This is a genomic window from Paenibacillus cymbidii, from assembly GCF_004764705.1.
Lineage (GTDB): Bacteria > Bacillota > Bacilli > Paenibacillales > NBRC-103111 > Paenibacillus_AN > Paenibacillus_AN cymbidii.
In genome coordinates this window covers 12844-34814 of record NZ_SHLX01000040.1, presented here as the reverse complement: position 1 = coordinate 34814, position 21971 = coordinate 12844, and the positions used below count along the sequence as shown (strand labels likewise).

Here is a 21971-nt window from a genome sequence, read left to right as displayed (position 1 = left end):
AGGGTGAACGCAAGATTCGATGCCGAATACGCTTCCGGAATTGCTTCGTGATCAATAGTCTTTTAAATGCAATAAAGGCTTAGCGCGACGATGCGATACCGTCGGCTAAGCCTTTTCCCTCCAGACGCTGGCAAGTCCGTTCGTTCGCGCCAGCTTACCGGTTCGGGTGAATGGGCAGCTTGCGCCTTGTAATTTCTGAATATAGCAGGCGGATAAACGCTTCGTCGAGCTTCATATCCACCGCTTGCAGGTAGCATTCGATTAAATAGCGATCCGACAGTTTCCGCATAGTTGCTTCACTCCTCCACTTCGGTTGAACCGGGTCGTTTGGCGGCTGTTCCGCTCAGGTCTGCACGTTCTGCACGATGTCAGGAAAAGACGAAAGATCTTATGTTCATCTTATACGGAATTGGGCATAGTTTCGACGCAAATTTGATGCATCCCGATGCAATTCGCACGCTCCCGCCGACAAAGCTCGCAGCGCTTGCGGGGAACCTTATGCGAAACGGAAGACGATCCCCATGATAAGAAAAGCACGGTACGGCTTGTTCCTTGTTCTCCTGTTGCTGATCCAGATCAAATTTGTGCTGTTGGTCGTCCACTACCCGATCGTCGGCATCGACGTCGAATGGAGCGAAGGCAATGGCGAATGGGTCATTTCCGATTTCGACCGGACGAGCATCGGCCCGCACTTCGGGCTGGCGCCCGGCGACGCCGTCGTACAAATCGACGGACAGCCGGCCGAAAGCAACGCGCTGCTGCAAAAATGGGGCAGCGTCGCGCAAACAAACGAGCTGGTTGTGGCCAGGGAGGGCATGAATCGTGTCGTGTCGCTGGAGGAGATGCCCCGGGCGAGCAATTACGATTTGCTTGCGTTTGCCGGCGAGCTGATCTGTTTCGCCTGCGGGGCGATGTTTTATCGCAGCGTGCGCGGCATGCCGTCGGCCCGGCTGCTAGTTGGCCTGTTTCTGCTGATGGGCGTTATTTTCTTGTGTCTGGTCGCTTCGGCTCGCGGCGATACGCTCGGCAAATTCCTGATTCTGAACGGCGTCAACTTGCTGCCGACGGTCATGTGCCATTTCGTCCTCGCCTTTCTGCAGGATCGCAGCGATGTGGCCGTTACGCGCCGCTGGCTGTACGCCATGTATGCAATCGACGCGGCGGCGATTGTGACAAGCGGCTCGTTGTTTTTCCGGGAGGCAGGGAGCCGGTTTTACCCAAGTGCAACGCTGATTACCGTTTCGCTGTTTCTGCTCGGCCTCGTCCATTTGTTTGCGATGCTGGTTTACGTACATGTCAAATACCGCAAGCGGGAAACCTATCATGCGCCGCTCCTGGCAATTATCGGCATCTCGCTGCTCGTTTCGATTGCGCCGTTTGCGCTGCTGTCGTTTTTGCCGCTGCTGCTTGGGGCAGGGCCGATTCTCGACACTCATGCGACCGGCTACTTGTCGATGCTGTTCCCGATGACGTTCGCTTATTTGATCGTAACCAAGCAGTTGTTCGATGCGCCCGGCGTGTTGCGGCGATTGGCGTTTACGGCGCTGCTGGCCATTCTGCCGAGCTCGCTGGCGACCGCGATCATGTGGCTGTTCGTGCGCGAATATGTGCCCGGCTTTCCATTGTTCGGCGTGTTCGTTTCCGTTTGGACGGTGTTCACGCTTGTGCTGTATGCGCTGGAGTTCATGACGACCAAGCTGAACCCGCTGATGTTCCCCCGGCAGGAGGAGCTTCGCGCCGCCATGAACCATATCGCGCACAAGCTCGAATCCGTGTCCAGTTTCCGCGAGCTCAAGGAAGTGATCCTGGTCGACATCGCCCGTGCGTTGCAGCTGCAAGGAGCGGCGATCGTGTTCCTGTACCGCGACGTGCCGGAGACGATCGCCTTCGGCAACATCGACGAGGAACGGATCGAGCGGCTGGCGATGGCGGGCATAACGGAACACCCCGACTATCATTTGTTCGAAGTGACGCGCAGGGAAGAGTATACGTGCTTCCTGATCGCCACGCGGCTGCATTCGAACAAGCGGCTTCCCGCCGAGGAAGCGCAGTGGCTCAAGCTGATCATTTCGTATTTGGCGGTCAGTCTGGAGAACATTCATTTGATCCGCAAGCTGACCACGCGGCTGGAGCAGCTCGCGTCGCAGCTGCCGAACGAACAGTCGGCGAGCGGGTTCGAATGGTTCCGCAAGCTGATGTTCGAGCTGCAGGAGCGGGAACGGATTCGCATCGCCAGCGATTTGCACGATACGACGATGCAGGATTTGTTTTATTTGAAACGGAAGCTGGCCGCATTCGCGAATCGCGAACCGTTGTCCGACGAGTCGGCCGAACTGCTGCGCAGCCACATGGAGTATGTCGATATCATCAATACGAATTTGCGCCAAAGCTGCTTTGAGCTGCATCCTTATTTGCTGGAGGAGACCGGATTGGTGCCGTCGCTGCAGAAGCTCGTGCGCCAGGAATCGTACGGGAACCCGTATACGATCCGCTTCGACGCAAGTCCCGTCCCGGGCATCGAAGCGTGCGATCTCGAGATGAAGCGGCATCTGTTCCGCATCGTGCAGGAGCTGCTGCATAATGCGCGCAAGCATTCCCAGGCCACGTCGCTTGATCTGTCGCTGCTTATTCGCGACCGCCGGCTCGAGCTGGCATACGAGGACGACGGCGTCGGTTATGAAACGAACCCGAAGGAAACCGCCGCTTTGTCGACCGGGGGCTTCGGGCTGGAGCAGTTGAAATCGAGAGTGGCGCATTTGCATGGCACCTTGCTGATCGATTCGCGCATCGGAAACGGCGTCCGCGTCAGCATCACGTTACCCCTTAAGGAGAGAGCCAGCGCATGAAACCTCGGGCAACATGCCGTCTGCTGATCGTCGAAGATCATCCGCTGATGGCGCAAGCTACGCAACAACTGCTGACGAAGCTCGAATGGCTGGATATCGTCGGCATCGCCGGAAACGGCAAGTCGTGCCTGGAGATGGTGGAGCAGTTCCGCCCCGATATCGTTTTGCTCGATTTCCAGCTGCCCGACATGTCCGGCCGGGATGTGACCGAACAAATCAAAGTGCAGTATCCCGAAACTCATGTCGTCATCTTCACCGGCAAAGACGTAGGCGACTTGTTCAACAAGCTGGCCGATCTGCAAATCAGCGGCATCATGTCCAAGGAAGCGTCCGAGGCGATGCTGGTGCGTCTGATCGAAAGCTTGCGGGAAGGGGCGACGGTCGTGCCGCTTTCGCTGTTTCACCGGATGCGGCTCGGCGATGCCGCTTACCAGGCCGATCCGGTGCTTACCCCGGACGAATTGAATATTATGGGCATGGTGCTCGGTGGGATGACGCACGAGCAAATTTCCGAACAAATTTACACGAGCAAACGATCGGTCGACAATTATTTGAAAAAAATATATGACAAGTTCGGCGTCTCCTCCAAAGCGCAGGCGATCGAACGGTTTATTCACAGCAAATATTACGCCGGCTACATGTCGCAGGCGGCCGGGCGTCCTGCGCCGGCGCGTAACGGAAAGGGAGAGAGGCGTGACGATGATTTCTGACGAAGAGCGCCGCCGAGAATCGTTGCGCGTAAGCGAGGTGGTCGGGCGGATCGGCGGGCGGCTGGAGAAGCTGAAACGGGACGCGGTCGAGAGCAAAACCGAAGTGGTCGACATCCGCAAACATTTCTGGAGCGACATTACGGTCAATATCGAACGCGGCGACGACCGCATGGAAACCGAAGCTGGCATTCGCCAGCAGACGGCGCTGTTGTCCGAACGGGAGCGAACGCTGGCGTTCGCCCAAGAGACGATCGGCAAGCTGGAGCGACTGCGGCAGTCGCCTTATTTTGGCCGCGTCGATTTTGCCGAGCGGGGCGAGGCAACGACGGAGCGGCTGTATATCGGCCTGGCTTCGTTTCTGGACGACAGGACGCAGCAGTATTTGGTGTACGACTGGCGGGCGCCGATTTCCAGCCTGTATTACGACCATGCGCCGGGGCCCGCCGCTTATGCGACGCCGTCCGGCACGGTTAGCGGCACGATGGAGCTGAAAAGGCAATTCGTGATCAAGCAAGGCAAGCTGGAGCTGATGTTCGACACCGGCGTCGCCATCGGCGACGAAATGCTGCAGCAGGCGCTTGGCGGCAGCGCCGATACGCATATGCGCAGCATTGTGGCGACGATTCAGCAGGAGCAGAACGCCATTATCCGCGACGACCGCGGCAAGCTGCTTGTCGTGCAAGGGGCGGCCGGCAGCGGCAAAACGTCGGTCGCCCTGCAGCGCGCGGCGTACTTGTTGTACAAACATCGCGAATCGCTTCGGGCCGATCAGATGGTGCTGTTTTCGCCGAACGGGCTGTTCAACAGTTACGTATCGACCGTGCTTCCGGAACTGGGAGAAGCGAATATCGAGCAGACGACGCTGCAGGACTATTTGGCGTTCCGACTGGACGGCCTGCTGCAGCTTGAGCATCCGTACACGCAGCTGGAGTACGCGCTGACGGCGCGCGAACTGCCCGGCTACGACGCGCGGATGGCCGGTATTCGCCACAAGGCGTCTGCCGATTTCTACGAGACGCTGGAGCGCTACTGCGCCTTGCTGGAGCAGCGCGGCATGCGTTTTCGCGACATCGTGTTCCGCGGAAGAGTGCTCATCCCGGGCGAGCGGCTGGCGGCGCAATTTTATGCCATGGACAGCGGCATCAGGCTCCACAACCGGATCGAAGCGTTGCAGGAATGGCTGCTTGCGGAGCTTGCGACGCTGGCGAAGGCGGAGCGCAAGCGCAAATGGGTGGAGGCGGCGATCGAGCTGCTGGACAAGGAGGATTACGCCCGTGCCGTGGCGCAGCTGCGCAAGAAACGGCCGGCCGCGGACGAGTTGTTCGACGACTTTCAGCAGGAGCGGGCGCTGCTGGCGCGGGCTGTTGTGAGCAAGCGGTTCAAGCCGCTGCGGGCCGGCATCAAACGGAAGACGTTCGTCGACGTGCCGGCGCTGTATGCGCAGCTGTTCGCCGATCCGGAGTTGTTCGCCGCAACGAACGGCGGTCGGCCGCTGCCTGCGGACTGGGACGCCATCTGCCGGCAAACGCTGCTTCGGCTGGAGGCGGGCGAGTTGGCGTACGAGGATGCGACGCCGCTGCTGGTCATCCGCGAACTGGTGGAAGGCTTTCAGACCTATACGCATATCAAGTACGTGATGGTCGACGAAGGGCAAGATTATTCGCCGCTGCAGTACCGCTATTTGAAGCGGCTGTTTCCGCGGGCGAAGCTGACGGTGCTCGGCGATTGGAACCAGGCGATCATGCCGCACCGGACGGCGCTGCTTGGCGAAGCGGGCCGCACGCAAGGTGCGGCGTCGATGCAGGCGCTGTTCGGCGAAACGAACGCCATCGCCTACCGGCTCGGCAAAACGTATCGTTCGACGCAGGAAATCGTCGCGTTCGCCAGCCGCATCCTGCCGGATGGCAGCGCGATCGAGCCGTTTCGCCGCAGCGGCGACCGGCCGACGATCGCGGTGGCGGACTGCCGCGAGCAGCTGGCGGCGCTGATCGTGGCGGAAATTGCCGCGCTGCAGGCTCGCGGTGTCGTCTCGATCGCCGTCGTCTGCAAAACCGCGGCGGAAACGGAGCTGGCCTGCGAGCTGCTGCGGCCGCATGTGCCGCTCGCTCGGGTGACGAAAGAGACGAGCGCGTTTGCGCCCGTGACCCAGGCGATGCCGGTCTATATGGCCAAAGGGGTCGAGTTCGACGCGGTGCTGCTGTTTGACGGTTCGCAGGCGGTTTACGGCCGCGAAAGCGACCGCAACTTGCTGTACACCGCTTGCACGCGGGCGATGCATCATTTGCGCGTTTTTTCGCTTGGCGCGCCTTCCGTTTTTTTGGATCATGGCGTAAGGCCGAGTGATTTGTGAGAAATTTGTCAGAATTCCCAGCTATACTGGTTTCACCAGGATAGGGGGCAGACGATGGGAATGATGGACAGCAAGATTGCGAAGGATGCCGATATCACGACTCCGCCGGTGGACGGCGACGAATCCGCCGTTGCGGCTGCAGCGTCGCAATTGGCCGTCGGGCTGAAGCCGGGCGATACGGATGCGCGCGTCACGCGCCATGTATTTATGCCGGGTCTTGGCTTGCACGGCACGCGGATCGACTGGTCCAGCTCGGACGCGTCGGTCGTGTCGAATTACGGCATCGTGCACCGGCGGTCGTACGGCGACGTGTCCGTTGCGCTGACGGCGACGATTCGCCGCGGCGACGCGGCAGCGACCAAGTCGTTCCTGCTGACGGTGGCTGCGCAAGAGCCGGAGGACGATCCGATATTTTAGCAACAATTGATAAGAAGTTATCCGATCCGGATAAAGCTTTCGCAGCTTGTTTCAGTACAATGAGAAGTGAGCAAACGCTTGCGGTTTCCGATCATTCGACTGAAAGGGCTGAGTGGCTTGTTTAACGGACTGGGAATGGGATTGGGCAATTTGTCGCTGTTGTCGCGCGCCAAAACCCGCTCGATCAGTGCAGAGAACCCGACAGGGGAGAAGGGCAAAGGAGCGATGGCCACGGAAGGCACCGGCGCCGGCTGCGCCCGCGATTTGGGCGTCGGCTGGAAAGTGTCGCCGTCCGTCGTCGTCAAAGCAGGCACGGTTCATACGATGGGGGCCATCGAAGGTCCGGGCGTGATCCAGCACATCTGGCTGACGTGCGCGCCGACCGCCTGGCGATACATGATATTCCGCCTCTATTGGGACGGGGAGGACCAGCCTTCCGTCGAAGTGCCGGTAGGGGACTTTTTCGCGAACGGCTGGGGCGAGCGGATTAACGTCAACTCGTTGCCGATTGTCGTGGGTCCGGCGGGCGGATTCAACAGCTACTGGGAAATGCCGTTCCGCCAGTCCGCCAGAATCACGATGGAAAACATCTCCGGCGCCGATGTAACGCTGTATTATCAAATCGACTATTCGCTCACGGACGTGCCGGACGAAGCGGCTTATTTCCATGCCGAATGGCGGCGCGTCAATCCGCTCCCGTACAAGGAGGTGCACACGATCGTCGACGGTGTCAAAGGGCACGGGCACTACGTCGGCACATATTTGGCGTGGCAGGTGAACAGCAATCGCTGGTGGGGCGAAGGCGAAATCAAGTTTTACCTCGACGGGGACGGCGAATACCCGACGATTTGCGGCACCGGAACGGAGGACTATTTTGGCGGTGCGTGGAATTGGGAGCATCCGAAAGGCGAATATTGCACCTATTCGACGCCGTTCCTCGGCATGCACCAGGTTATCAAGCCGGACGGCTTGTACAATGCCAACCAGCGCTTCGGCATGTACCGCTGGCACATCATGGACCCGATCCGGTTCGAGGAAGACTTGCGCGTGACGATTCAGGCGCTCGGCTGGCGGTCGGGCGGACGGTATTTGCCGCTGCAGGACGATATCGCTTCGGTCGCGTACTGGTACCAATCGGAGCCGCATGCTCCGCATCGCCCGCTGCCGGATATCGACAGCTTGGAAATTCTCTGAAAAGCGACTTCCCCGCTCGTAATGGCGGGGGAGTTTTTTGTATGATGGGGGGGCGGCGAAAAAAGGGCTGCTCCTCCGATCTATTGTTGTTTTCGGATGCCGGGAATCGATGGCCAAGGAAACCATCCGAAAACAAAGGCGAACGGAGCATGGGCTTTCGAAGCAACCAAAATAGCCCATGAAAAATGGGCTATTTGCCCGATTTGGGGTGCCGCCTCGAAAATAGCCAGTGATTTTACTGGTTATTTGCCCCATATCGCCTTCCAATAGGCACTTTAAGCGAAATAGCCAGTGATTTCGCTGGTTATTTTGAAGAGGCTGCTCGTTTTTGGCGAAATAGGCAAGAAAACATGGCCTATTTGGCAAGGGATAGTTTGTGGATGGGTGGCAAGTAAAGCGAGCAAAGCCATGCGGTGGCGAGCTTCAGGAAGGGGGGAGTAGCAATGTTGTAAGGTCAAGCGAGGGTAGCTGTCCCGGTCTACTGCAAGGCTGAAATCAGCCTTATTTCGTCCGGCGTTCGCCGAAACGCCGCTGCAAGGCTGAAATCAGCCTTATTTCGTCCGGCGCTCGCCGAAACGCCACTGCAAGGCTGAAATCAGCCTTATTTCGTCCGGCGCTCGCCGAAACGCCGCTGCAAAGCTGAAATCGGCCTTATTTCGCTAAGTTTCCAAGCAATGCAAATTGCTTTCCTTAACTTTATAACATGTTGATCTCCGGAGCTTCCTTTCTGCCCGCTATCCCCTTGACTCAATCTCCAGTATCAATAACTTGTATCCCATTTCTAGAAAGGTGCCCCCTGCTATGCAGTGACACCATTCAGGTATACGCTTCCCAACTCGATACATCCAAACGGTAACTTGAGCCAACGGGATAAACAGCAAACACATGCTTCCGTTGACCACCGCCGCCTCGCTCCCCTCCTCTCCCCATATACTTACTGCCACACCAGTCTGAGCCGACGGGATAACCAACAGACACGAAAGGCTGCCGAATATACGCACGCTCGCCGCCGTGCCAGCTTGAATCGATGGGATAACCAGCAAACACATACGTCAGTTAACCACTTTAGCATGGCTCGGAATGTCAGCGAACGATGGCTGTGTTCAGCCTTGTGTTAATGGGTAAAATTACTATTTCTTAACCTGATAATATTTGGGTAAGCAGGGGTGGGAGCGGAGAGCGGGGCTCGGGAAGGAGAACTTTTCACCGTCCTGTTGTATAATGGAGACGGTTTTGCACTCGTGGCATACCGGCCGATACATAGCAAACGGACAAAGGAGATTACGAGCATGACATCAACCGTTGAGGATAGACGCAAAGAGCTGCTGCTTGCTGCTGCGGAGGAAGCGAAACGACTGCCGCTGCTTGCGAGCGGCTTCTGGTTTCATGGTGATGTGCGCGACAATTTGTATTTCGCCATGCATTTGTATGCGGCTTGCGCGGAAGGGCTGCTGGACGCGGCCGAAGCTGCCCGCAGTGAAGAACAGGCGATCGCCATGCTGAGAAGCGTGCTGTCGCTGCAGAACCGGGACAAGGGCGACGCGATGTACGGCCATTGGCCGCTCGGTCTCGCTCCCGACCCGTGGCAAGCCAAACCGCACGCGCTGCCGGTCGAGCTGGCCGGCTGCCTGCTGGCGCTGTTCGAGCGCCGCTACCGCGACAGCGCAACGACGGAGACTCGCGCCGCGTTGTGGAGCGAGATCAATGAGGCGTGCCGCCACATCTACGAAGCGGGCGCTTATCGCAAGGCGCTGATCCATTACGGGCATCACGACGCCAAATATATCGCCCAGCAGCTGATCTGGGGCGCCCGGTTCGGCGACGGCGCGCTGCTCGCGGAAGGGCGGCAGCATTTGGAACAGCTGCTCGCGTACATCAATGAATGGGGGCGCTGGGAATACGGCAGCCTGCCCTGGTTCTGGCATTGGATGCAGGCGTTCACCTGCGCGGCGGAGCTGGCCGAGGACGAAGCGATCGCCGCCGGGCTCGACGATGTGCTGCGTTTCTTGTGGAGCGAACGCGTTCTGTACTACTGGCGCGGCGCGTGGGTAGGCCCGCACAACCGTGTGCTGCCTCACGACGTGCCGCTCGATCGCAATCATCTGTTCGACTATGTGCAGTTTGGCGATTTTCCGCTGCCTCAGCGGTTCGACCGGCTGGAAGCAGCCGGACTGCTGCGGCGGGAAGCGCCGGTGGACCTTCGCGCCGCAGCCGTTCGCGCCGGCAGCGAGGTTAGCGAAGCCAAAGTTCGCATCCCGCTGCCGCCGCCGCGCGAGCAGGAAGGAGCTAGGCACGCGTACGTGTACAAGACGGCAGCGTACGCGCTTGGCGGCATGTGGGAGCGGGCGGAGGAGTACGCCAACGAGCAGCACCGCTGGGACGTGACGGTAGCCGGCGGAGCGCAGTTGTTCTTTTTCCCGCCGGGCGATGGCTGGCGGGCCGGCGACCCGCGTCATGCGAGCGAACATGGCGAAGTGCTTCTGCATCGCGGCGTTGCCGCGGCGCTGTATCCGCTGCCGGCAGACGCAGCGTCGCCACTGCTTGTCGGCTGCCTGCCGCAAGGGGAGTGGGTCCGGCGGGAGCGGTTATTGGCCGGACGAGTCGGGGACGCGTGGCTGGTCGTGCATTTGCTGCGCGACATCGGCACGTGGACCGAACGCGACGGCTGGATCGAATTGACGTGCGAGGGCACGGCACATGGCGTCGTTGTGGAAGCGCTCGGCGCTGCGGAGGCGGCGGCGTTCGGGTGCGCCAGCGCCCACGCGCTGGCCGATGCGGCAGCAGCGCGGGCGCCGCGGTTTGTTGCGGAAGCCGGCGACGGCGGCGGGCCGCTTGCGGCGCTTGGCGTCGCGTACGCCAGCTTAGGGGGCGCAAACCTTGCGCTGCGAACCGACGCCGCAGGCGCGCTGGCAAAGCGCACGATCGACGGGGCTAGCGTCGATTGGTCCGCATACCGGATTCATCGCAGCGAGTAATAAGTCGACTATGCTGCCAAATTCCGATTATGAGCGGTAGACTCTCCCAAGCAACAGATAACAGCGGCAGCCTGGACGAACAATTAAGTTCTGGACTGCCGCTGTTTTGTTGTACTATTTCCGGCGCAGTTCAGTCAACTACCGTATTTCTTTCTCCAGTTTTCCAACCATTCTATATAAGTCAGCCCGGTTACTTCCTCCAATGTTTTTCCATCTATTGAATAGGGCGCCCCCATTAAAAGCATTTTTCCTTGAACGGGGAATGAAGTTCCGCCTATTACTTTGCCTTCGCAAAGTAAGATAGAAACGTTAGTGTCGATATTGTATTTTTTTTCTAGTGGATGATTTTTCACTGTGAATCGATATACGGTTATTACTTTGCCAAAATACGTATCGGGCTCCTCGGTTTGAACCCCCCAGCTTTGCTGGTATGGTATCGTTTCAGTGCTGCCGTATAGTTTGCTTTTGTCCAAAACGTATTGTTGAACTTCACCTTTTCGAGAAGTAATTTTATATCCTTGTTGTTCAATATATTGCTCGGCTGTTTTTTCATCGCCTGTAACTTCTTTGCCGCATCCGGCAAGGATTAAGAACAACAACCCCAACATAATCCCTAAATTTGCATGGATCCTTCTTATCTTCCCCACTTCCTTTAACAAATTCGATAGGGTTGCAAAAAGAAAGAGAAAAGCCCCATAGCGGGGCTTGCTCGGGGCAACATGAGGTTGATGCTGCCGAAAAAATTACCCCTGCATCGCCGTCGCCATATCGTTCAGCTTGCGTACGGTGTTCCAGTTGCGCGTCGTGGAGCCGGTACCGAGCTTTTGCAAACAGGGGGCATAATTCGTATCGAGCATGCTTTGACGGAATAAAAAATAAATGCGGCGATCGTCGACGCAATATTCGTCCGGCCCCGGGTTTACCGCCTGAAGCATATCGCGTTTGGCTTGCGGCAGCTGCTCGTCCAGCAGCGTCAACTGAATGGTCCATTTTTCCTGAAGCTCGATTGGGTCATAGGGACAGGCTGCGATAATTTGCTTCCATTCTTCATGTGTTCTCAGGAGCACCGAACAAGCGATGCCGAATGCCGATTTGACTTCCGCCTGGAATTGACTGCGAAGCGATTCGGCATCCTTGTCCGATTCGAACAGAACGTTGCCGCTCTGGATATACGTTTGTACGCGCTCGAAGCCTGCTGCAAGCAAAACGCGCTTCAGCTCCGCCATGCTGATTTTGTTGTTGCCGCCGACATTGATGCCGCGCAGCAAGGCAATGAATACCGCCATCGTTCGGCGCCTCCTCCTCGGGTTCATTTGCGTGCAAGTTCCTGCTTCTACCATCATATCGATTTGATGTATGCTTGTACAGCCAGCCACAGCGACCATGAGTTCGACGGGGCGCTGGACTTTGTTGCCGTCAGCCGGCGAGCGGGTGATTTCCATTTTTGCCATTGCCAAATTCGCCATTTCCTTTATAATGATAATGAAATTCATTTTCATAAATTCCAACGCTGCGCTACCATCAGGAGGTTTCGGAAATGACTGCCGAAGACGCACGCGATTTGCTCGAAAACTACTTTGCCGTCCTGGCGGCGCCGCCCGAAAGCCCCGTTTTTTCTGCGTCCGCGGCCGATTTGCCCGAACGGGGGAACATGCTCGCCTTATTGGATACATACGGCCCGCTGATCAAAGCGCTGGACCGCTCGGCGGCGGCCGTTTATTTTGCCAATTTGTTCGGCAATCTCGCTTCCGGCTTGCTCGTATCGTTATCCTTGTACGGCCGGTCGTTTGACGCGTCGCTCGGCAACATGACGATCCACCTGTTCCACGCCGCGAACCATTACCGCTTCGGCTACCAGCTCGCCGACGCCACCCTGCGCGCCATTCCTGACGGCGCCGCGCGCGAGCAGGACGTGCTGGCGGCGCTCGGCCGTTTCTTCGGGCAAACGGTCCGCCCGCTGTACGAAGCGTGCGCCGCTGCCGGCGACGTGCCGCTTGCGCATGCGTGGGGTTTGCTGCCTTCGCGGATGCTCTATTTCGCCGAACACTACGCCGACAAGGCTACCCAGGCGGGCGACGCCGCCGGAGCCGCCAGGCTGCGAAGCGATTATGCCGCCATCAAGCGGCAGCTCGGCCTGGACGTTTTCGGCCTCGCCAAACATCCGTTCGACATTGTCATCCGCACCGTCGAAGATTTGGCCGATCCGGCCAAGCAGATGCGGATGAAGAACGCCTGCTGCCTGTACTACCGCACCGAAGGCGGCGACTATTGCTACACGTGTCCGCGCCTGAAAGAGTCGGTACGGGCGGAGCGGCGCGCCGCCTACCGCAGCAAAGCCGAGGCGGCACGCTAACGGACGCCACTACGAGAGGAGACAGCACGACCGATGCTTCGTCGTTTTTTTGCCTACTATCGTCCTTATAAAAAATTGTTCCTGCTCGACTTCTCCTGCGCCGTCATTGCCGGATTGCTGGAGCTCGGGTTCCCGATCGCCGTCAACCAGTTCGTCGACAAGCTGCTGCCCGGCAAAGACTGGGAGCTGATCGTCTGGGCGTGCATAGGGCTGCTTGCCGTGTATGCGCTTAATGCCGGCCTGCAGTACGTTGTTACGTACTGGGGGCACATGCTTGGCATCAACATCGAAACCGACATGCGCAAGAAGCTGTTCGACCATATCCAGAAGCTGTCGTTCCGCTTCTTCGACAACAACAAAACCGGCCATCTGCTGTCGCGGCTGACGAACGACCTGATGGAGATCGGCGAAATGGCGCATCACGGCCCGGAAGATTTATTCATTGCGGTCATGACGCTGATCGGCGCGTTCAGCCTGATGCTGGCGCTTAACGCCAAGCTGGCGATCCTTTCGTTCATCGTGGTGCCGATCATTGTCTGGCTGGCGCTGTACTTCAACCGCCGCATGACGCAAGCGTTCCGCCGGCTGTTTACGGATATTGCCGATTTTAACGCCCGCGTCGAGGACAACGTCGGCGGCATGCGCGTCGTGCAGGCGTTCGCCAACGAAGAGCTGGAGAAGGAGCAGTTCGCGGTCAACAACGGCCGCTTCCGGACGACCAAGCTGCTGTCGTACAAAATCATGGCGTTCAACTCGTCGATCAGCTACATGTTGAAGCGGCTCGTCACGTTGTTCGTGATGGTGTGCGGCACCTGGTTCGTCATCCAGGGCGAGCTGTCGTACGGCGAGTTCATCGGGTTCCTGCTGCTGGCAAACGTCTTCCTTGCGCCAATTGAAAAGATCAACACGATCGTCGAAAGCTATCCGAAAGGCATCGCCGGCTTCAAGCGCTATACGGAGCTGATCGACACGCTGCCCGACGTGGCCGACGCGCCGAACGCCAAACCGGCCGGACCGCTGCGCGGCGATATTTGCTACAGCGGCGTCACGTTCGGCTACGACAACCAGGCGAAGGTGCTGAACGGCATCGATTTGACGATCAAGGCCGGAGAGACGATTGCGTTCGTCGGCCCGTCCGGCGCCGGCAAAACGACGCTGTGCAGCTTGCTGCCGCGCTTCTATGAAATCGACGGCGGCAGCATCACGATCGACGGCACCGATATTCGCCGCATGACGCTGGCGTCGCTGCGCAGCCAGATCGGCATCGTGCAGCAGGACGTGTTCCTGTTCTCCGGCACGATCCGCGAGAACATCGCTTACGGCAAACGAAACGCAACGGAGGAGCAGCTGTGGGAAGCGGCGACGCGGGCGCAGTTGGCCGACTTTATCCGCGCGCAGCCGGACGGGCTCGACACGATCGTCGGCGAACGCGGCGTGAAGCTGTCGGGCGGCCAGAAGCAGCGCCTTGCGATCGCCCGCATGTTTCTGAAAAATCCGCCGATCCTCATCCTCGACGAAGCGACGTCGGCGCTCGATACGGAGACGGAAGCGGCGATCCAGCAATCGCTCGCCGAGCTGTCGGCGGGCCGTACGACGCTGGTCATCGCGCACCGCCTGGCCACGATCAAAAACGCGGACCGCATCGTCGTCGTCACCGAGGACGGCGTCAGCGAGCAGGGCAGGCACGAAGAGCTGGTAACCGCCGGCGGCCATTACAGCAGGCTGCACCAGGCGCAGTTCGGCTGATCCGCACGAGAATGGAAAAAAGACAGCTTCCGCCAACCGGCTTCAACCGCCGTGGGGAGCTGTCTTTTTTTGCTAAACCACTTAAAGCACCCGTCTTGCCGTGACGTACCGGCTTGCCCAATAACCGCTCGTCAGCGACGAGGTCATAACGCCGTCTTCCGACGGGCTGTTATGTATGAACTGCCCGTTGCCGGCGTAAATGCCGACATGGCCGATTTCCTTCGAGCTGCCGACGCGAAGGAAGACGAGATCGCCTTTCTTCAAATTCGCTTTGGCGACGAACGTGCCGGCATCTTTCTGGTACCGTGTGCCCCATTTCAGGTTGACGCCGAAGAAGCTGTACACGTATTTGACGTATGAGGAGCAGTCCAGCAGTGTCGGCGCCTGGTTTACACCGTATTTGTAATGGGTAATTCCTTTGAGCGACAGCGCCTTGGCAATTACTTGATCGGCTTTGGACGATTGCGACGAGCCCGAGTTGCCCGAGCCGCCGGAGCTTGTCCCGCCGGTGGATACATAGCCCGTGGAGACGTAGCCGGTTTTGCCGCCGACGCTCACTTTCAGCCAGTAATCGTTGACTTTGCTGAGCACCGTAAACGAGGTGCCTGATTTCAACGTGGAGATGACCGAACTGTCCGTATTCGGCGCCGTGCGGAAGTTGACGGACCGATCGACGGTGCCGGAAGCGGCGAATGCGTTGGTGGCGATCGTAAGCGACAGGACGGCGGATGCGGCCATTAGCATCAATTTCTTGTTCTTCATGAATCATCCTCCTTACCCCAATTGTAACCAAGTTATGATGGGGAACCAGTCCAAAAATGTTGGCAAGCGAGTAAAAGTAACCCATCCTGCGCATGCTGATTGCGGCAAGATGAAGGGCCGCGGCGCGCAAAGCCGCATAGAAAGCGGTTTCGCGGCAGGAAGGATTTGGGCGGGTGAGCGGCGAATACGAACAAAATTCGTTAGTAGGGAGAGTTTAGCAAGCTAAGCTCCCTCTATTAGGACCGAAAGGCGGGAACATCATGGAGCACAGCAGCAAAAAGATTCTATCCGAGGAAGGGCTTGCGATGGAAAGCAAGGTGAGGTCGATCGTCGCCGGTCTGCCGGAAGCGGAGGAAACGATCGATGGTTTTGGCCATACGGTGTTTAAAGTCCGCGGCAAAACATTCGTGATGATGGGAGAAACGGGGGAAGGGACGGGACTGTCGATCAAGGCGACCAAAGAATCGCAGGAGCTGCTGCTGGCGCTCGGCGGCTTCGTCAAAACGCCTTACATCGGCCATCACGGCTGGGTATCGCTTGCCAAAGGAACGCCGCCCGACTGGAGCCGGCTGGAAGAACTGCTTGTCGAAGGCTACGCGCTGGCGGCCCCGAAACGGCTCGCCCGGCAATGGAAGAAGGACGGCGGCAATCAACCGGATTGACGGTACGCCTTGCGGAAGGCTTGCGGCGTCGATTGCGCGACGGTTTTGAAGATGCGTTCGAAGTGGCCGATATGCTCGAAGCCGACGGCGGCGGCAATATCGGAAATTTTGTCGTCGGTGTCCCGCAGCAGCCGCTGAGCTTCCTTGACGCGGGTCAAATGGACGTAGCCGGTCAGCGTAAACCCGGTTACTGTCTTGAACGTGCGGCTGAGGTAGGACGGGCTCATGAAAAAGGCGGCGGCGACGCTCGACAGCGTCAGGTTGTCCCGGTAGCAGCCGTTGATGTGGCGGACGATGTCGGCGATTTTGGCATGGACGGCGCCGGCCGGAGCGGGCTCTGCCGCTTCTTCGCGGCCGCGCTGGCGCGAGCTGAACAACAGCAGCTCGAGCAGCAGCAGTCGCAAATACGTCTCGTAGCCGTGCGAACGTTGGCTCGCCTCGCGGCCGAGCTTGCCCAGCAGCTCCAGCACAAAGCGCTGCTCGGGCTCGCGCAGGCGCAGCACGTTCACTTCGCCGCGGAACTGCGCGACGAGCCGTTCCGGATGAAGCGGGGCGCCGGCGCCGAGGAAATCGTCGCTGAAGTTGATCACGACCCGCTCGTGGGCGGCTTCGCCGAGCACGGTCGACTTGTGCACGTCGTATTTGTCGATGAGCACCAGGTCGCCGCCTTCGATCCGGTAGGAGCGGTCCTTGATGAAATACGTGCGTTTCCCGCTGATCAAATAGTACAGCTCGTACGTGCTATGATAATGTTTGACGCGTTCGAACGGTTCGGTACGGCGCACGTGGTGGAAATAAAACGCGCCTTCCTCGTGCCCGTAAGCAGCCAAAATGTGATCGCTCATGGCGGTGCCCTCCGGCAATCGTCTGGTTTGCAAGCATTGTAGCAGAATGGCCGCCCGATGGAAAGTTTCCAAAGTCAAAATCCGCATAGTTTCACGTAAAACAAACAAAAAAGCGCAAGATCATCGGCCGATTTTGCCCTATACTGAAGGAAGGAACGACGAACTATCGCCGCAAAGGGGAGCTTGCTGTTGAAACCGTTCATGGACGACAACTTTTTATTGACGAATGCTGTTGCGGAGCGCCTGTACCACGGCGTGGCCAAACCGCTGCCGATTATCGATTACCATTGCCATTTGAACCAGCAGGAAATTTATGAAAACAAGCGGTATCGCAATTTGACCGAAGTGTGGCTGTACGGCGACCATTACAAATGGCGGGCGATGCGGGCGAACGGCGTGGAAGAGAAGTACGTGACCGGAGGCGAAGGCGTAAGCGATTACGACCGGTTCCTCGCCTATGCGCGCACCGTGCCGATGACGGTCGGCAATCCGCTGTACCATTGGTCCCATCTGGAGCTGCGCCGGCTGTTCGGCATCGAAGAGCTGATCAACGAGAAGAATGCGCCGATTATTTGGGAAAAAGCGAATGCCAAGCTGAACGGCGAAGGGTTTGCGGTGCGCGATTTTATTCGGATGAGCGACGTGCGCGTCATCTGTACGACGGACGATCCGGCCGATTCGCTCGACTACCACTTGAAGCTGAAAGAAGAGCAGGACCTCGGCTTCGTTGTGCTGCCGTCGTTCCGCCCGGACAAGGCGCTCGAAATCAATCGTGCGACGTTCCTGCCGTGGCTCGGCCGCCTCGAACAGGCGATCGGCGCGCCGATTCGCGACTACGAGGCGCTGCTGGCCGCGCTGGAAGCGCGCATCGCCTTTTTCCACGAAGCGGGCTGCCGCGTCTCCGACCATGCGCTCGATTACGTGCCTTACGCCGAAGCGACGCACGAGGAAGCGGCGGCGATTTTCGCCAGAGGGCTGGCGGGCGAACCGGTCAGCCACGAGGATGAGATGAAGTACAAAACGTACACGCTGCTGTTCATGGGCCGGCTGTACGCCGACCGCGGCTGGGCGATGCAGCTGCACATGCACGCGCACCGCAACAACAACTCGCGCCTGTTCGCGCAGGTCGGCCCGGACACGGGCTTCGATTCGATCAACACCGGCCAGTTGGCCGTGCCGCTGGTCAAGCTGCTCGACGGGCTCGACCGCGACAACAAGCTGCCGAAAACGATTCTGTATTCGCTCAATCCGGCGGACAACGACGTGCTTGCGGCGATGATCGGCAGCTTCCAGGGCGGAGGCGTCATCGGCAAAATCCAGCACGGCGCCGCCTGGTGGTTCAACGACACGAAGGACGGCATGTTGGCGCAGATGAAGGCGCTGGCGAACGCCGGGCTGCTGAGCCGTTTCGTCGGCATGCTGACGGACTCGCGCAGCTTCCTGTCGTACACGCGCCACGAGTATTTCCGCCGCATCCTGTGCAACCTGATCGGCGAATGGGTGGAAGCGGGCGAAGTGCCGAACGACGAAGAGCTGCTGAACGGTTTGATTCAAGGCATTTGCTACGAAAATGCGGCTTCGTACTTCGGCTTCGGCCAATAAATCGGCGCCGGGGCGGGGGAGCACAGCGATGAGCGGAGAAGACAAGAGGATGCCGGCAGAACGTCCGCGGCTTGACCGCGGCGCGCTGACGGGCGAAGCGTTGGCTGCGTTCGAGCGGATGCGGCAAAGCCCGGTGAAAGTGTTGCAAATCGGCGAAGGCAACTTCCTGCGCGGCTTCGTCGATTGGATGCTGCAGAAGAGCCGCGACGCCGGCCTGTTCGACGGCTCAGTCGCGGTAACGCAGCCGCGGCCGCACGGTGCCGCCAAGCTGGCCGAGCTGAAGCGGCAGGATGGCTTGTATTACCAGCTGACGCGCGGCATCCGCGACGGGCGGCAGGTGGAGGAGCGCGAGCTGATCGGCGTCTTCGGCGCCATCGTCGATCCGTACGCCGAGTGGGAAACGTTCCTCCGGCTGGCGGAAGGGCCGGAGCTCGCCGTCGTCGTGTCGAACACGACGGAGGCGGGGCTGGTGTACGCGCCAAGCGAATGGAACCCCGCGCAGCCGGTCGTTTCGTATCCGGCCAAACTGACGATGTTCCTTTATAAGCGGTTCGTTCATTTCGGCGGCAAGCCGGAAGCGGGGTTGCTGCTGCTGCCGTGCGAGCTTGTCGAGCGGGCCGGCGACAAGCTGCGCGAGCTGGTGCTGCGTCATGCGGCTGACTGGCAGCTGCCGGAGCCGTTCGCGGACTGGCTGCGGGCGCATAACCGCTTCCTCAATTCGCTGGTCGACCGCATCGTCACCGGGTATGCGGAGGACGCGGCCGAAGCGCTTGCCGCCGAGCTCGGCTTTGCGGACGGGCTGCTGAACGCGGCGGAGCCGTACTATTTGTGGGCGATCGAAGGCGAACCGGCGCTGGACGATGTGCTGCCGCTGGCCAAGGCCGGGCTGAACGTGCGCTGGGTGGGCGAGCTGGCGCCGTATCAGCTGCGCAAGGTGCGCATTTTGAACGGGGCGCATACGCTGCTTGCTTCATTGTGCCTGATTAACGGCGTTAATGAAGTTCGCGAAGCGGCCGAACACCCAGTGTACGGCCCGCTGCTCTTGCGGGCGCTGGACGAAGAAATCGTGCCGGCGGTGCCGCTGCCGCAAGCGGAAATGAAAGCCTATGCGGCAGACGTGTTGGAGCGGTTCCGCAACCCGTTCATTCGTCACCGGCTTGCCGATATTGCGATGAACAGCTTGTCCAAGTTCCGCACGCGGCTGCTGCCGACGCTGCTCGGCCATCTGGAGCGGACGGGTGAGCTGCCGCCGCTAGTTACTGAAGCATTGGCGTCGCTGCTGCGCATGTACCGCGCCTGCCGCGAGGGCGAGGGCTTCGTCGGCGCGCGGCTCGACGGTTCGCCGCTGCCGCTGCGGGACGACGCGGCAGCGCTGGCGGAGCTGGCCCGGCTGTGGGCGGCGGTCGACGCGGGAACGTCGACGCTGGAGCAGCTGACGGCCGAAGCGCTCGGCAACGCGGCGTGGTGGGAGCGGGATTTGAACGAGCTCCCCGGCTTGGCGCAGGCGGTGGCCGCTCATTTGCGGCGGATGGAGACGACGAACCGGTGAGCGAAACGATTGTTGTTGCATCCGGAGCCGGCGACGGCTCCGGTTCCCATTTGTGCCTCGCTGTGGTATGCTGTGGAGCATAACCTCTAGCAGGAACGGGTGGAAGCATGGCAGACAATAAAGTCGAACTGACACGTTTCGGCGTGTCGTTCCCGGGTGCGCTTATCGATCAGTTCGACCGCTATATCGAGGAACAGGGCTACACGAACCGCTCCGAGGCGATTCGCGACATGGCCCGCAAGGCGATGCTCGAGCCGACGCGGATGAACCCGGAGGCGCTTGTCGCCGGCACGATCGTGATGGTATACGACCATCATGTCAGCGAGCTGCCCTTGGTGTTGACCGAACTGCAGCATCAGCACCATCATGCGATCATCTCGACGATGCATGTGCATCTGAACCATGCGCAGTGCCTCGAGGTGATTGTCGTGCGCGGCAAGCTGGCCGGGCTTCGCGAGCTGCTGCAGCAAATCCAGGTGCTGAAGGGCGTCACGTATGCGGAGCTGTCCGTCACGTATGCGGACGAGCATGGCCAGGCGCACGGTCATGAGCATACGCATGAGAGCGCGCATGGGCATGACCATACGCACGAGCAATAGCGCAGCAAAGAGGCAATCTTCCGGGGGGAAGATTGCCTCTTTGCGCCTAACAGGTGCCGGCCGGGTAGCGTCAACATAGCAGTGGATTAACCGTATAAATCGCCGAAAAGAAACGGAGAGGGGATCAGCCATGCAAGCGGATTCGCAAACGCAAACAGAAGCGCCGCAGCCGGAAACCGGCACGGGAGGAACAAGCGGCCTGGAAATACTCGCCGTATCGGCCAAATTGGGGCTGACCTCGTTCGGCGGGCCGATCGCGCATCTCGGCTACTTTCACAACGAATACATCCGCCGGCGCCGATGGCTGGACGAGCGCACCTACGCCGACCTTGTCGCCTTGTGCCAGTTTCTCCCCGGCCCGGCGAGCAGCCAGGTCGGCATCGGTATCGGCATGCTGCGCGGCGGCGTTCGGGGCGGCTTGCTCGCCTGGCTCGGATTTACGCTGCCGTCCGCCGTATTGATGATCCTGTTCGCTTATGTGCTGCAAAGCTTTGACATCGCCCAAGCCGGCGCGGTGCACGGCCTGAAAATCGTGGCCGTGGCCATCGTTGCGCAAGCCGTGCTCGGCATGGGGCGCAAGCTCGCTCCGGACCGCACCCGGGCGACAATCGCCGTCGCCGTATGCGCCGGTTCGCTGCTGTGGCATGCGGCCGTCGGCCAACTGGCGCTGCTTGCGGCGGCCGGGGCAACCGGCCTGCTGCTGTATCGCCGCGTTGCCAGTCCCGCGCTTCCGGCGCTGCGGGTGCCGGTCGGCCGCGGCTTCGGCGCCGTCTGCCTGGCGCTGTTCTTCGCGCTGCTGCTCGGGCTGCCGCTGCTGCGCTCGTTCGGCGGCCCGGCGTGGCTCGCGCTTGCCGACAGCTTCTACCGGACGGGCGCGCTCATCTTCGGCGGCGGCCATGTGATGCTGCCGCTGCTTGAACGCGAGTTCGTGCCGTCCGGGCTTGTGTCACAGGCCGATTTTCTCGCCGGTTACGGCGCCGCGCAAGCGCTGCCGGGGCCGCTGTCGACGTTCGCCGGCTACCTCGGCGCGATGATGAGCGGCTGGTCCGGCGGACTGCTCGCGATTGCGGCTATTTTCCTGCCCGCTTATTTGCTCGTGGCCGGCACGCTGCCGTTCTGGAACGGCCTGCGCGCGAATGCCGGCGTGCAAGGCGCACTGACCGGCATCAATGCGGCGGTCGTCGGCATCCTGCTGGCGGCGCTGTACGATCCGCTGTGGACAACGGCGATTCTGGCGCCGGCCGATTGCGCCGTCGCCGTGCTGCTGTTCGTCATGCTCGAATTCTGGAAGCTGCCGCCGTGGACCGTCGTGCTGGCCGGTTTGCTCTGCGGCACCGCAGCCGCCTGGCTGTAAGGCCCGG

General features: G+C 59.8%; 18 protein-coding genes. 13 read left to right on the top strand and 5 right to left on the bottom strand.

Features of this window, described 5'->3' with window-relative positions:
• Nucleotides 1-154: 154 nt before the first annotated feature.
• A complete protein-coding gene (gene sda, locus EXY20_RS34240) occupies nucleotides 155-289 on the bottom strand; it encodes a sporulation histidine kinase inhibitor Sda (protein WP_135556930.1) in 135 nt (44 codons plus the stop codon).
• Nucleotides 290-521: 232 nt separating this feature from the next.
• On the opposite strand from sda, the gene EXY20_RS34235 reads away from it, so the two are divergent.
• From EXY20_RS34235 to EXY20_RS34210, 6 genes are all read left to right on the top strand, one after another.
• Complete coding sequence (locus tag EXY20_RS34235) at nucleotides 522-2846, top strand: sensor histidine kinase (protein ID WP_135556929.1); 2325 nt, start codon at nucleotides 522-524, stop codon at nucleotides 2844-2846.
• On the top strand, nucleotides 2843-3556 hold the full coding sequence (locus tag EXY20_RS34230) for a response regulator transcription factor (RefSeq protein WP_135556928.1): 714 nt from the start codon (nucleotides 2843-2845) through the stop codon (nucleotides 3554-3556). The genes EXY20_RS34235 and EXY20_RS34230 overlap by 4 nt, the downstream gene beginning before the upstream one ends.
• The gene (helD, locus tag EXY20_RS34225; RefSeq protein ID WP_135556958.1) at nucleotides 3546-5906 is read left to right on the top strand and encodes an RNA polymerase recycling motor HelD; all 2361 of its coding nucleotides are present in this window, start codon (nucleotides 3546-3548) and stop codon (nucleotides 5904-5906) included. The genes EXY20_RS34230 and helD overlap by 11 nt, the downstream gene beginning before the upstream one ends.
• Before the next feature lie 54 nt (nucleotides 5907-5960).
• Complete coding sequence (locus EXY20_RS34220; RefSeq protein ID WP_135556927.1) at nucleotides 5961-6323, top strand: immunoglobulin-like domain-containing protein; 363 nt, start codon at nucleotides 5961-5963, stop codon at nucleotides 6321-6323.
• A 117-nt stretch (nucleotides 6324-6440) separates the two neighbouring features.
• On the top strand, nucleotides 6441-7517 hold the full coding sequence (locus EXY20_RS34215; protein ID WP_328592616.1) for a glycoside hydrolase family 172 protein: 1077 nt from the start codon (nucleotides 6441-6443) through the stop codon (nucleotides 7515-7517).
• A 1289-nt stretch (nucleotides 7518-8806) separates the two neighbouring features.
• Nucleotides 8807-10492 (top strand): hypothetical protein, encoded by a 1686-nt coding sequence (locus EXY20_RS34210; protein ID WP_135556926.1) that lies wholly within the window; start codon nucleotides 8807-8809, stop codon nucleotides 10490-10492.
• Nucleotides 10493-10626: 134 nt separating this feature from the next.
• Here EXY20_RS34210 and EXY20_RS34205 read toward each other — a convergent pair whose 3' ends face one another.
• Both EXY20_RS34205 and EXY20_RS34200 read right to left on the bottom strand, forming a co-directional pair.
• Nucleotides 10627-11100: a DUF4830 domain-containing protein gene (locus tag EXY20_RS34205; RefSeq protein WP_207671380.1), complete on the bottom strand. Its 474-nt coding sequence runs from the start codon at nucleotides 11098-11100 to the stop codon at nucleotides 10627-10629.
• Nucleotides 11101-11235: 135 nt separating this feature from the next.
• Nucleotides 11236-11778, bottom strand: coding sequence for a DUF1697 domain-containing protein (locus EXY20_RS34200; protein ID WP_135556925.1), 543 nt, complete (start codon nucleotides 11776-11778; stop codon nucleotides 11236-11238).
• A gap of 251 nt (nucleotides 11779-12029) precedes the next feature.
• On the opposite strand from EXY20_RS34200, the gene EXY20_RS34195 reads away from it, so the two are divergent.
• Both EXY20_RS34195 and EXY20_RS34190 read left to right on the top strand, forming a co-directional pair.
• On the top strand, nucleotides 12030-12845 hold the full coding sequence (locus EXY20_RS34195; RefSeq protein ID WP_135556924.1) for a (2Fe-2S)-binding protein: 816 nt from the start codon (nucleotides 12030-12032) through the stop codon (nucleotides 12843-12845).
• 33 nt (nucleotides 12846-12878) lie between these two features.
• Nucleotides 12879-14591 carry an ABC transporter ATP-binding protein gene (locus tag EXY20_RS34190; protein WP_135556923.1) on the top strand — a complete coding sequence of 571 codons (1713 nt, stop codon included), beginning with the start codon at nucleotides 12879-12881 and terminating at the stop codon, nucleotides 14589-14591.
• Nucleotides 14592-14672: 81 nt separating this feature from the next.
• Here the strand turns inward: EXY20_RS34190 and EXY20_RS34185 are convergent, their stop codons facing one another.
• Nucleotides 14673-15353 carry a C40 family peptidase gene (locus tag EXY20_RS34185; protein ID WP_135556922.1) on the bottom strand — a complete coding sequence of 227 codons (681 nt, stop codon included), beginning with the start codon at nucleotides 15351-15353 and terminating at the stop codon, nucleotides 14673-14675.
• Nucleotides 15354-15613: 260 nt separating this feature from the next.
• Here EXY20_RS34185 and EXY20_RS34180 point away from each other — a divergent pair, with 260 nt between their 5' ends.
• Nucleotides 15614-16015: an MmcQ/YjbR family DNA-binding protein gene (locus tag EXY20_RS34180; RefSeq protein WP_135556921.1), complete on the top strand. Its 402-nt coding sequence runs from the start codon at nucleotides 15614-15616 to the stop codon at nucleotides 16013-16015.
• Here EXY20_RS34180 and EXY20_RS34175 read toward each other — a convergent pair.
• Complete coding sequence (locus tag EXY20_RS34175) at nucleotides 16003-16860, bottom strand: helix-turn-helix transcriptional regulator (protein WP_135556920.1); 858 nt, start codon at nucleotides 16858-16860, stop codon at nucleotides 16003-16005. The genes EXY20_RS34180 and EXY20_RS34175 overlap by 13 nt on opposite strands.
• A gap of 189 nt (nucleotides 16861-17049) precedes the next feature.
• On the opposite strand from EXY20_RS34175, the gene uxaC reads away from it, so the two are divergent.
• The 4 genes from uxaC (at nucleotide 17050) to chrA (ending at nucleotide 21964) form a co-directional block, all read left to right on the top strand.
• Nucleotides 17050-18462 carry a glucuronate isomerase gene (gene uxaC / locus EXY20_RS34170; protein ID WP_135556919.1) on the top strand — a complete coding sequence of 471 codons (1413 nt, stop codon included), beginning with the start codon at nucleotides 17050-17052 and terminating at the stop codon, nucleotides 18460-18462.
• A gap of 28 nt (nucleotides 18463-18490) precedes the next feature.
• Nucleotides 18491-20011, top strand: a complete 1521-nt coding sequence (locus EXY20_RS34165) for a tagaturonate reductase (RefSeq protein ID WP_235886334.1) — start codon at nucleotides 18491-18493, stop codon at nucleotides 20009-20011.
• A 107-nt stretch (nucleotides 20012-20118) separates the two neighbouring features.
• Nucleotides 20119-20610, top strand: coding sequence for a nickel-responsive transcriptional regulator NikR (nikR, locus tag EXY20_RS34160; RefSeq protein WP_135556918.1), 492 nt, complete (start codon nucleotides 20119-20121; stop codon nucleotides 20608-20610).
• A gap of 130 nt (nucleotides 20611-20740) precedes the next feature.
• Nucleotides 20741-21964: a chromate efflux transporter gene (gene chrA / locus EXY20_RS34155; RefSeq protein WP_135556917.1), complete on the top strand. Its 1224-nt coding sequence runs from the start codon at nucleotides 20741-20743 to the stop codon at nucleotides 21962-21964.
• Nucleotides 21965-21971: the final 7 nt, after the last annotated feature.

Excerpts from the sequence above, each read along its gene's own strand:
- EXY20_RS34185 (WP_135556922.1), bottom strand. The coding sequence starts at position 15,353 with ATGAAGAACAAGAAATTGATGCTAATGGCCGCATCCGCCGTCCTGTCG.
- EXY20_RS34200 (WP_135556925.1), bottom strand. The coding sequence starts at position 11,778 with ATGGCGGTATTCATTGCCTTGCTGCGCGGCATCAATGTCGGCGGCAAC.
- EXY20_RS34210 (WP_135556926.1), top strand. The coding sequence starts at position 8,807 with ATGACATCAACCGTTGAGGATAGACGCAAAGAGCTGCTGCTTGCTGCT.
- EXY20_RS34220 (WP_135556927.1), top strand. The coding sequence starts at position 5,961 with ATGGGAATGATGGACAGCAAGATTGCGAAGGATGCCGATATCACGACT.
- EXY20_RS34235 (WP_135556929.1), top strand. The coding sequence starts at position 522 with ATGATAAGAAAAGCACGGTACGGCTTGTTCCTTGTTCTCCTGTTGCTG.
- EXY20_RS34205 (WP_207671380.1), bottom strand. The coding sequence starts at position 11,100 with ATGTTGGGGTTGTTGTTCTTAATCCTTGCCGGATGCGGCAAAGAAGTT.
- EXY20_RS34230 (WP_135556928.1), top strand. The coding sequence starts at position 2,843 with ATGAAACCTCGGGCAACATGCCGTCTGCTGATCGTCGAAGATCATCCG.
- nikR (WP_135556918.1), top strand. The coding sequence starts at position 20,119 with ATGGCAGACAATAAAGTCGAACTGACACGTTTCGGCGTGTCGTTCCCG.
- chrA (WP_135556917.1), top strand. The coding sequence starts at position 20,741 with ATGCAAGCGGATTCGCAAACGCAAACAGAAGCGCCGCAGCCGGAAACC.
- EXY20_RS34165 (WP_235886334.1), top strand. The coding sequence starts at position 18,491 with ATGAGCGGAGAAGACAAGAGGATGCCGGCAGAACGTCCGCGGCTTGAC.
- sda (WP_135556930.1), bottom strand. The coding sequence starts at position 289 with ATGCGGAAACTGTCGGATCGCTATTTAATCGAATGCTACCTGCAAGCG.
- EXY20_RS34190 (WP_135556923.1), top strand. The coding sequence starts at position 12,879 with ATGCTTCGTCGTTTTTTTGCCTACTATCGTCCTTATAAAAAATTGTTC.
- helD (WP_135556958.1), top strand. The coding sequence starts at position 3,546 with ATGATTTCTGACGAAGAGCGCCGCCGAGAATCGTTGCGCGTAAGCGAG.
- EXY20_RS34195 (WP_135556924.1), top strand. The coding sequence starts at position 12,030 with ATGACTGCCGAAGACGCACGCGATTTGCTCGAAAACTACTTTGCCGTC.
- EXY20_RS34180 (WP_135556921.1), top strand. The coding sequence starts at position 15,614 with ATGGAGCACAGCAGCAAAAAGATTCTATCCGAGGAAGGGCTTGCGATG.
- EXY20_RS34175 (WP_135556920.1), bottom strand. The coding sequence starts at position 16,860 with ATGAGCGATCACATTTTGGCTGCTTACGGGCACGAGGAAGGCGCGTTT.